Source organism: Streptomyces sp. TRM70350 (assembly GCF_019219825.1).
In the GTDB taxonomy this organism is placed as follows: Bacteria; Actinomycetota; Actinomycetes; order Streptomycetales; family Streptomycetaceae; genus Streptomyces.
In genome coordinates this window covers 146,965-153,242 of record NZ_JAHUXH010000018.1, presented here as the reverse complement: position 1 = coordinate 153,242, position 6,278 = coordinate 146,965, and the positions used below count along the sequence as shown (strand labels likewise).

7 protein-coding genes and 1 pseudogene are annotated in these 6,278 nt (G+C 68.0%); 3 read left to right on the top strand and 5 right to left on the bottom strand.

What is annotated here, in order from left to right; translation table 11 throughout:
* Window positions 1-11 precede the first annotated feature (11 nt).
* Window positions 12-530: a DUF6879 family protein gene (locus KWI83_RS24960; protein ID WP_218516622.1), complete on the bottom strand. Its 519-nt coding sequence runs from the start codon at window positions 528-530 to the stop codon at window positions 12-14.
* Window positions 531-654: 124 nt separating this feature from the next.
* Between KWI83_RS24960 and KWI83_RS39035 the strand changes: the two are divergent.
* Window positions 655-765, top strand: a pseudogene (locus KWI83_RS39035) (IS630 family transposase); the annotation flags it as partial.
* Window positions 766-785: 20 nt separating this feature from the next.
* Here KWI83_RS39035 and KWI83_RS24955 read toward each other — a convergent pair.
* Together KWI83_RS24955 and KWI83_RS24950 are read right to left on the bottom strand one after the other, a co-directional pair.
* Complete coding sequence (locus KWI83_RS24955; protein WP_218516621.1) at window positions 786-1,082, bottom strand: hypothetical protein; 297 nt, start codon at window positions 1,080-1,082, stop codon at window positions 786-788.
* Between the two features lie 193 nt (window positions 1,083-1,275).
* On the bottom strand, window positions 1,276-2,187 hold the full coding sequence (locus KWI83_RS24950) for a LysR family transcriptional regulator (RefSeq protein WP_218516620.1): 912 nt from the start codon (window positions 2,185-2,187) through the stop codon (window positions 1,276-1,278).
* 70 nt (window positions 2,188-2,257) lie between these two features.
* Here KWI83_RS24950 and KWI83_RS24945 point away from each other — a divergent pair, with 70 nt between their 5' ends.
* Together KWI83_RS24945 and KWI83_RS24940 are read left to right on the top strand one after the other, a co-directional pair.
* Window positions 2,258-3,199, top strand: coding sequence for an NAD-dependent epimerase/dehydratase family protein (locus KWI83_RS24945; protein WP_218516619.1), 942 nt, complete (start codon window positions 2,258-2,260; stop codon window positions 3,197-3,199).
* 14 nt (window positions 3,200-3,213) lie between these two features.
* Window positions 3,214-4,098 carry an aldo/keto reductase gene (locus tag KWI83_RS24940; protein WP_218516618.1) on the top strand — a complete coding sequence of 295 codons (885 nt, stop codon included), beginning with the start codon at window positions 3,214-3,216 and terminating at the stop codon, window positions 4,096-4,098.
* A 254-nt stretch (window positions 4,099-4,352) separates the two neighbouring features.
* On the opposite strand, the gene KWI83_RS24935 is transcribed toward KWI83_RS24940, so the two are convergent.
* Together KWI83_RS24935 and tgmC are read right to left on the bottom strand one after the other, a co-directional pair.
* On the bottom strand, window positions 4,353-4,958 hold the full coding sequence (locus KWI83_RS24935; RefSeq protein ID WP_218516617.1) for a DUF5753 domain-containing protein: 606 nt from the start codon (window positions 4,956-4,958) through the stop codon (window positions 4,353-4,355).
* Window positions 4,959-5,051: 93 nt separating this feature from the next.
* Window positions 5,052-6,251, bottom strand: coding sequence for an ATP-grasp peptide maturase system methyltransferase (gene tgmC, locus KWI83_RS24930; protein ID WP_218516616.1), 1,200 nt, complete (start codon window positions 6,249-6,251; stop codon window positions 5,052-5,054).
* Between the last annotated feature and the right edge of the window lie 27 nt (window positions 6,252-6,278).

Below are 6,278 nucleotides of genomic sequence, written 5' to 3'. Positions count from 1 at the left end.
GCTGCTCCGGATCAATCGACAAGGCCCTTCACGTACTCCTGAAAGGGCACCGATTCCGCGAGGGCGATGCGCTGGTACTCCCGAAACGGCTCCGGGCTACCCTCGTAAACTTCCCGGCTGATCTGCGTCCCGTCTGGTTCGTAGTGCATGAGCACGATCCGAGACCGGTCGAACATCCAGAAGTCCTGAACGCCATCAAGGGGGTTGGGGCGGTTGGTTACGTCGAGGATGCGGATGGCCTCCCCGGCTTCGACGTTGTGGCGGTAGTACTCGAACTCGAAGCGGAGGTAGTCCGACAGGGGCTGCCGGACGATGTGCACTCGCCCAACACTGCGGCCGCTGGCCACATAGGTCTTGACCCGGTCATACCAAGGTTGTGTTGCTTCGCGGGTAACCGGCTCCCCGGCCAGGAAGCGACGAATTGCCTCCTTCTCCTGTGGCACGCGGTAGACAGGCAGCGTCTCCAGGCGCCGTGCCTCCTGTTGCATGGCGTCGAACGTCCGCCGCCAGTCCTCACCAGCCAAGAGCACGGACAGCCTCCCTCAGAACCGCCTCCGGGATCTCCACAAGCGCTTCTCCCTCGGCGTGTCGAAGGCGCTGCACAGGCCTCCTTGGATCACGAACGACCCCGATGCGGTCCGGTAGACGTTGGGGCAGAACGCCCGCCACCCCGACGTCCTGGCCGCCCAACGACGCGAACGAGCACGAATCCGCAGCGAGAAAGGCATCCGCTGGGGTGAGCGTCCGCTCCAAACAGCTGCCTAACCAGTCAGCGCTCCAGACTGTCAGGTCACCAGCGCCGCGTGTAGCGCGCCGAACATCTCGCGCAGGTCCGGGGTGGCGATCGGATTAAGCTCCATCTGAAGGTGGCACACGGTGTCGTCCCCGTTGGGAGTCAACCGCACGAAGAAGGCGAAACCATCCCCGACGGGCTCGGCCTTCAGTGCCAGGGGATTGTTGCGTCCAGGCGTCACCACGGCCGAGAAGCCCACACCTGACGCCGCGTCCAGACGGGAGAGCATCTGCCCCGCGAAGTCCGCGACTTCAGCATCACTGAGGTACGCGGTGAAGTCGGCTGCCACCAGGGAACACCACCCCGACATCGACGCCTGCTACCGCGCCGACGCGTTCCACCGTGCGCTGCTCGAGTCGCACCACCAGCGGATCACGCCCTACAGACCTTGGCGCAACGGCACGCTCGAATGGCATCGCACGCATCCCTGATCAGCGGGATCATCCGGGCCGGGAGCCTGATGATGGCCACCTGGCCCGCGGTCACGTGTCGTCCAGTGCTGCTGCCTGCTCCTGAAGAGCATTGATCAGGGTCGCGAGCTGAGGGTGGTCACGGCGGCGGCTGATCGTGGCAACGCCGATGTGCCGAGTCGGACCCGGCTCCTTGATCGGGACGGCGCGCACGCCTGGCATCTCCGGGGCCAGCGCGATGGAGGGGATCAGTGAGATGCCCAGGCCTGCGGCGACGAGCGAGCGCGCGAAGAAGTAGTCGGTTGTCGTGCCGCGCATCTCCGGGTCGAAGCCGGCGCGCTCGGCGTAGCGCTGCAGGTACGTCTCTGTCTTGAGGCAGCCAAGCACCCAGGGCTCGGTCGCCAACTCGGCGATATCGAGCACAGCGCGGCTGGCCAGTCGATGGCCCTCGGGTAGCACGACGTACAAGGGGTCTTCCAAGAGCGCAGTCCACTCCATGCTGGAGTTCTGGCTCACCTGGCCGGGCAGCGGGCCGTCGAAGTGATAGGCGAGCGCGAGGTCCACGGCGCCCTGGCGGACCAGAGGCAGGCTGTCTTCAGGCTCGGCCTCCCTGACGTGGAGCACGGTGTGGGGATGGGCTGCCGTCAGCCGAGCGAGGGCGCCGGGCAGCAGGAACCTGCCGCCGCTGGTGAACGTGGCGATGGTGAGCTGCGTGCGGCCCGTACTGAGCTGGTCGACTTGCTGTTTTGCGTGCGCAAGCTCCGCTGCGACCGACTCGGCGGCCTGGACCATGATCCGACCGGCCTGGGTGAGGGTGACCCCGCGCGTGCTGCGCGCTACGACCTGGGCGCCGAGGCTGCGCTCCAGGACTGCCACATGCTGGGAGACGGCCGAGGGGGTGAGGCGGAGGACTGCTGCCGCCTGGTTGAAGCTGCCGTGCTCCGCCACTGCCCGCAGTACGCGAAGGCGCTGTACATCGATCAACAGCGTTCCTTAACACCTGTCCAGTAAGTATGCACTTCTGCTGGTGATGGTAGATCTTCAGGATGGGGGCATGCAGAGAATCTGTGTCATCGGCGGCAGCCGGTACGTCGGAAAGCTCTTGGTCCAGCGCCTGCAGGCCGCCGGGCACCAGGTCACTGTGATCAACCGCGGCTCCACCCCGCCACCGCCCGGTGTCGAGCACCTTGTCGCCGACCGCGACAACGAGACCGGCCTCACCGCCGCCCTCGGCTCCCGCACCTTCGACGTGGTCGTCGACCAGGTCTGCTACACCCCCGTGCAGGCCGCCATCGCCGCTCGCGCCTTCCGCGGCCGCACCGCTCGGTACGTCATGACGTCCACGATCGAGGTGTACGACCCGGCGACCGCCGCACTGCCCGCCGTCCCGTACGGCACACCTGTGCCGGAAGACATCGTGGAACCCGCCGCCTGGCTGGTGCAGATGGACTTGCCCTGGCACGACGCGGCGTACCTGGAAGCCCACTACGCCGAGGGCAAGCGCCAGGCGGAGGCCGTCTTCACCCGGGACGGCGGGCTCGCCTTTGCCTCCGTGCGCAGCGCCCACGTGCTCGGCGGCGGCGTGCAGGAGTTCACCGGCCGCCTGGCGCACTACATCGGGCGCATCGGCCAGGGCACGGAGATCGCCGTGCACGCCGAGGCGCAGCCCACGGTCTTCATCCACTACGAGGAGCTGGCGGACCTGCTGCTGTGGGCGACCACGGCCACCGACTTCACCGGCCCGGTGAACGCGTGCTCCGACGAACTGCTCGACGTACGCGGCCTGGCCGCCGTCATCGCAGTGCTGACCGGCCGGGAACCGGTATACCGGACCATCGCCGCGGGAGAGGCCGCCTCGCCCTTCTCCTTCGATCGCCACTACGCCATGAGCAACGCCCGTGCGAAGGAGCTGGGCTTCTCCTTCTCCCGCACCACCGACTGGCTGCCCAGCGCCGTCGCCGAAGCCCTGGACGTATCCGCCACCCAAGCCGCCTGAGGAACAGACCCGCCATGCAGTACCGCACCATCGGGAACACCACCGTCAGCGCCGTCGGCATGGGCGCCATGCCGTTGTCCATCGAGGGACGACCGGACCAGGAGCGGGCCATCGCCACCATCCACGCCGCCCTCGACGCGGGCGTCACGCTCATCGACACCGCCGACAGCTACCACTGGCACGCCGGCGAGAGGGGCCACAACGAACTCCTCATCTCCCGCGCCCTCGCCCGCTACGGCAGCGACACCTCCGGCGTCCTCGTCGCCACCAAAGGCGGCCGCGGCCGGCCCGGCGACGGCAGCTGGACGGTCACCGGCACCCCCGGACACCTCAAGCGCGCCGCCGAGGCATCCCGGAAGCGACTGGGTGTCGAGGCCATCGGCCTCTACCAACTGCACAAGCCGGACCCGGCCGTGCCATGGGCCGACTCCGTCGGCGCACTGCTCGAACTGCTCGAGGTCGGCACGATCCGCGCCGTCGGGATCTCCAACGTGAACACCGCCCAGATCCGCGAGGCGCACGCGATCCTCGGCGACGGGCTCGTCTCGGTCCAGAACCAGTACTCCCCCGCCGTGCGCGGCAGCGAGCCCGAACTGCGGCTGAGTACGGAGCTGGGCCTGGCCTTCCTGCCCTGGAGCCCACTGGGCGGCATCGCCCGCAGCTCCCTCGACGGACCGTCGGGCCCGACCTCCACGGGCACCGCCTTCCACCGCATCGCGGCCGAGCGCGGCGTCAGCCCGCAGCAGATCGCCCTGGCATGGCTGCTCCACCGCTCCCCGGCAATGATCCCGGTGCCGGGAGCCAGCCGCCCGGTATCCATCCAGGACTCGGCCCGGGCCGCCGAGCTCGAGCTGAGCGCGGCGGAGCTGGCGCAGCTCGACGATGCGCTGCCCAGCTGAACTCGGTGCGACGCCTCCCGGCTCGCCGACGATGAGGGTGCTGCCTGGCCGTGATCCATCTCCTCGATCGGCGTGCACTGAGGCCCAGCAGTCATGCCTGTGGGCCCCGAGCCGTGTCCTATTGCGCCGCTCAGCCGGCGGGGTCGGGGGCTGTTCGACCATGCCCTAGTGATTCAGGCAGGACGGCAGGACGATCGAGCCGTCCTCTTTGGTTCTCCTTAATTTTGAGGCCCTGTACGACAGCGACGGAACGCTCAGTCGCCGCTCCAGGAAGCCAAAGCCTTGTTGATGAGCGACTTGGCGTCGTCTCCGTAGCAGGCAGCGTTGCTGAGGATGCTGAACGCCTTGTTGTGGAGGGCAAGTTCGTCCGGGTCGGTGATGTCCACCCCGGTGGAGACGAGTTCGTAGTGGACTCGACTGTCGTCGTACATGTTGAAGCCGGGCTCAGGAACCATCCCCACCTCAGCAGTGGTGGGGACGATGCCCAGCCTGAGGGAATCAAGGTCGAAGTCCCGAAGCAGACGCTCCATCTGCCCGCGCATCACCGTCGGCCCTCCGACGTTGGTGTAAAGAGCCTGCTCGCCGAGGATCACGTCGAAGCGGTGCTCACCGTCGTGGAGCACCCGCTGCCGCTCCATCCGCTTGGCCACTCCCGCCGGGACGTCATCCGGGACACCGAGGAACTCGACAACCTGCCGAAGGATGACGGTCGCATACGCCTCGGTCTGGAGCGTGCCCCAAATCATCGTGGGCACATACGCCTTGCTGTGACGTGTCTGCTGGTACACGCGGACTACCTCGTCCTGGATGTCCTCCGTGCCAGTGGACAGCCGCTGCTGCCACGGGACCAGGTTCGTCATACCGGCCCTCACTCCCTTTCCCCCAGGGTTGGTCAATGGCATGCGTGCCCGCCGGGAGACACAGAGCACGCGTCAGGCACATCGAGTGATCGCTCAAGGCCTCGGAAACGGCAGCCCAGGCATCTGCGGATGCCGTAGGTGTTGCCCGCCGTCGTACACGTGCATCGTGAAGGTCTCCGGTCCCGGCCGATCGGCCGCGTCGAACGCGTCCAGGACGTCCTCGATCCGCTCCCACAGCTTCCCCGGGCCACCCTCGCGGACCTCCCACACATCGCCGTTGGGCGTGAGCGTGGCGGCGGAGCCGGAGACGACGTCGACGAGGCGTACGACTGCGCCGATGATGATCATCTGGGTGTCCGGTACGGCAGTTTGGGCGAGGAAGCGCAGGTGAAACGCCTCGTCGGTCGCGGTCGTGATCCGTTCGGGGCTGTGCCTGGCCGACCGTGATTTCTCGGGCAAACCGGCGGCCCAGTCGGCAGGATTGCCGAACGCCGGTGCCGCGTGCCTCCGGGCGGCCATGAAGGAAATCGTGCCGGGCAGCAAGGGGCCCACAGCCGTGCCGTCCTCGGCCACGGTGAGCAGGACACGGGCGTTGCCGTAGAGCCAGCCCGACAGTGGGAGCAGGATCTTCCCGCCCGGCCGTGTTTGGGCGAGCAGCGCGGGCGGGACGGCACGGAACGAACAGGCGGCGACGATTCGGTCGTACCAAGCCTCGGGCCAGTACCCGTACAGGCCGTCCGCCACGGCCAGCGTAGGGAAGTAGCCGCAGCCGTAGAGCGCGTGTGCCGCCGCCTCCATCCGGCGCGGGTCGACCTCCAGGCTGGTGACGTGCGAGGAGCCCAGCCGCTCGCAGGCCAGTGCGGTGGAATAGCCGGTTCCGGTTCCGATCTCCAGCACTGTGTGCCCTTCCGCCACGTCGGCGTCGGCCCACATGCGCAGGACGAGCGATGGCAGCGTCGACGACGAGGTGGGAGCCCCACCATGCCGGACGACCGGGTCCTTCCAGTCGGGCTCCTCGCCGTCGAACTGCGTGATCAGCGTGGTGTCTGAGTACGCCGCGGCGAGCCACCGGCCGTAGTCGCGCTCGGCGGTGACCGGCTCCCACACGGTCAGTCCGTGCTCGTCGCGCTGGTCGGCGGGCAGATAAAAGCCGGGTACGAAGGGGTGCCGTGGCACCCTCTCGACCGCTGCCCGCCAGGCCGAGTCGCGGAGAGCCCCGTCGTCGGCAAGGACTTTCGCCATGGCCTCACGCAGCCGAGCGGCGTCGGTCTCAGGGTCGGTCGGCATCTTCATGGCCCGCCGCCTCCTTCCTGGTCAAGA

What these genes read in the sequence shown, in the direction of transcription:
- KWI83_RS24945 (WP_218516619.1), top strand. Translation starts at nt 2,258, where the DNA reads ATGCAGAGAATCTGTGTCATCGGCGGCAGCCGGTACGTCGGAAAGCTC.
- KWI83_RS24940 (WP_218516618.1), top strand. Translation starts at nt 3,214, where the DNA reads ATGCAGTACCGCACCATCGGGAACACCACCGTCAGCGCCGTCGGCATG.
- tgmC (WP_218516616.1), bottom strand. Translation starts at nt 6,251, where the DNA reads ATGAAGATGCCGACCGACCCTGAGACCGACGCCGCTCGGCTGCGTGAG.
- KWI83_RS24935 (WP_218516617.1), bottom strand. Translation starts at nt 4,958, where the DNA reads ATGACGAACCTGGTCCCGTGGCAGCAGCGGCTGTCCACTGGCACGGAG.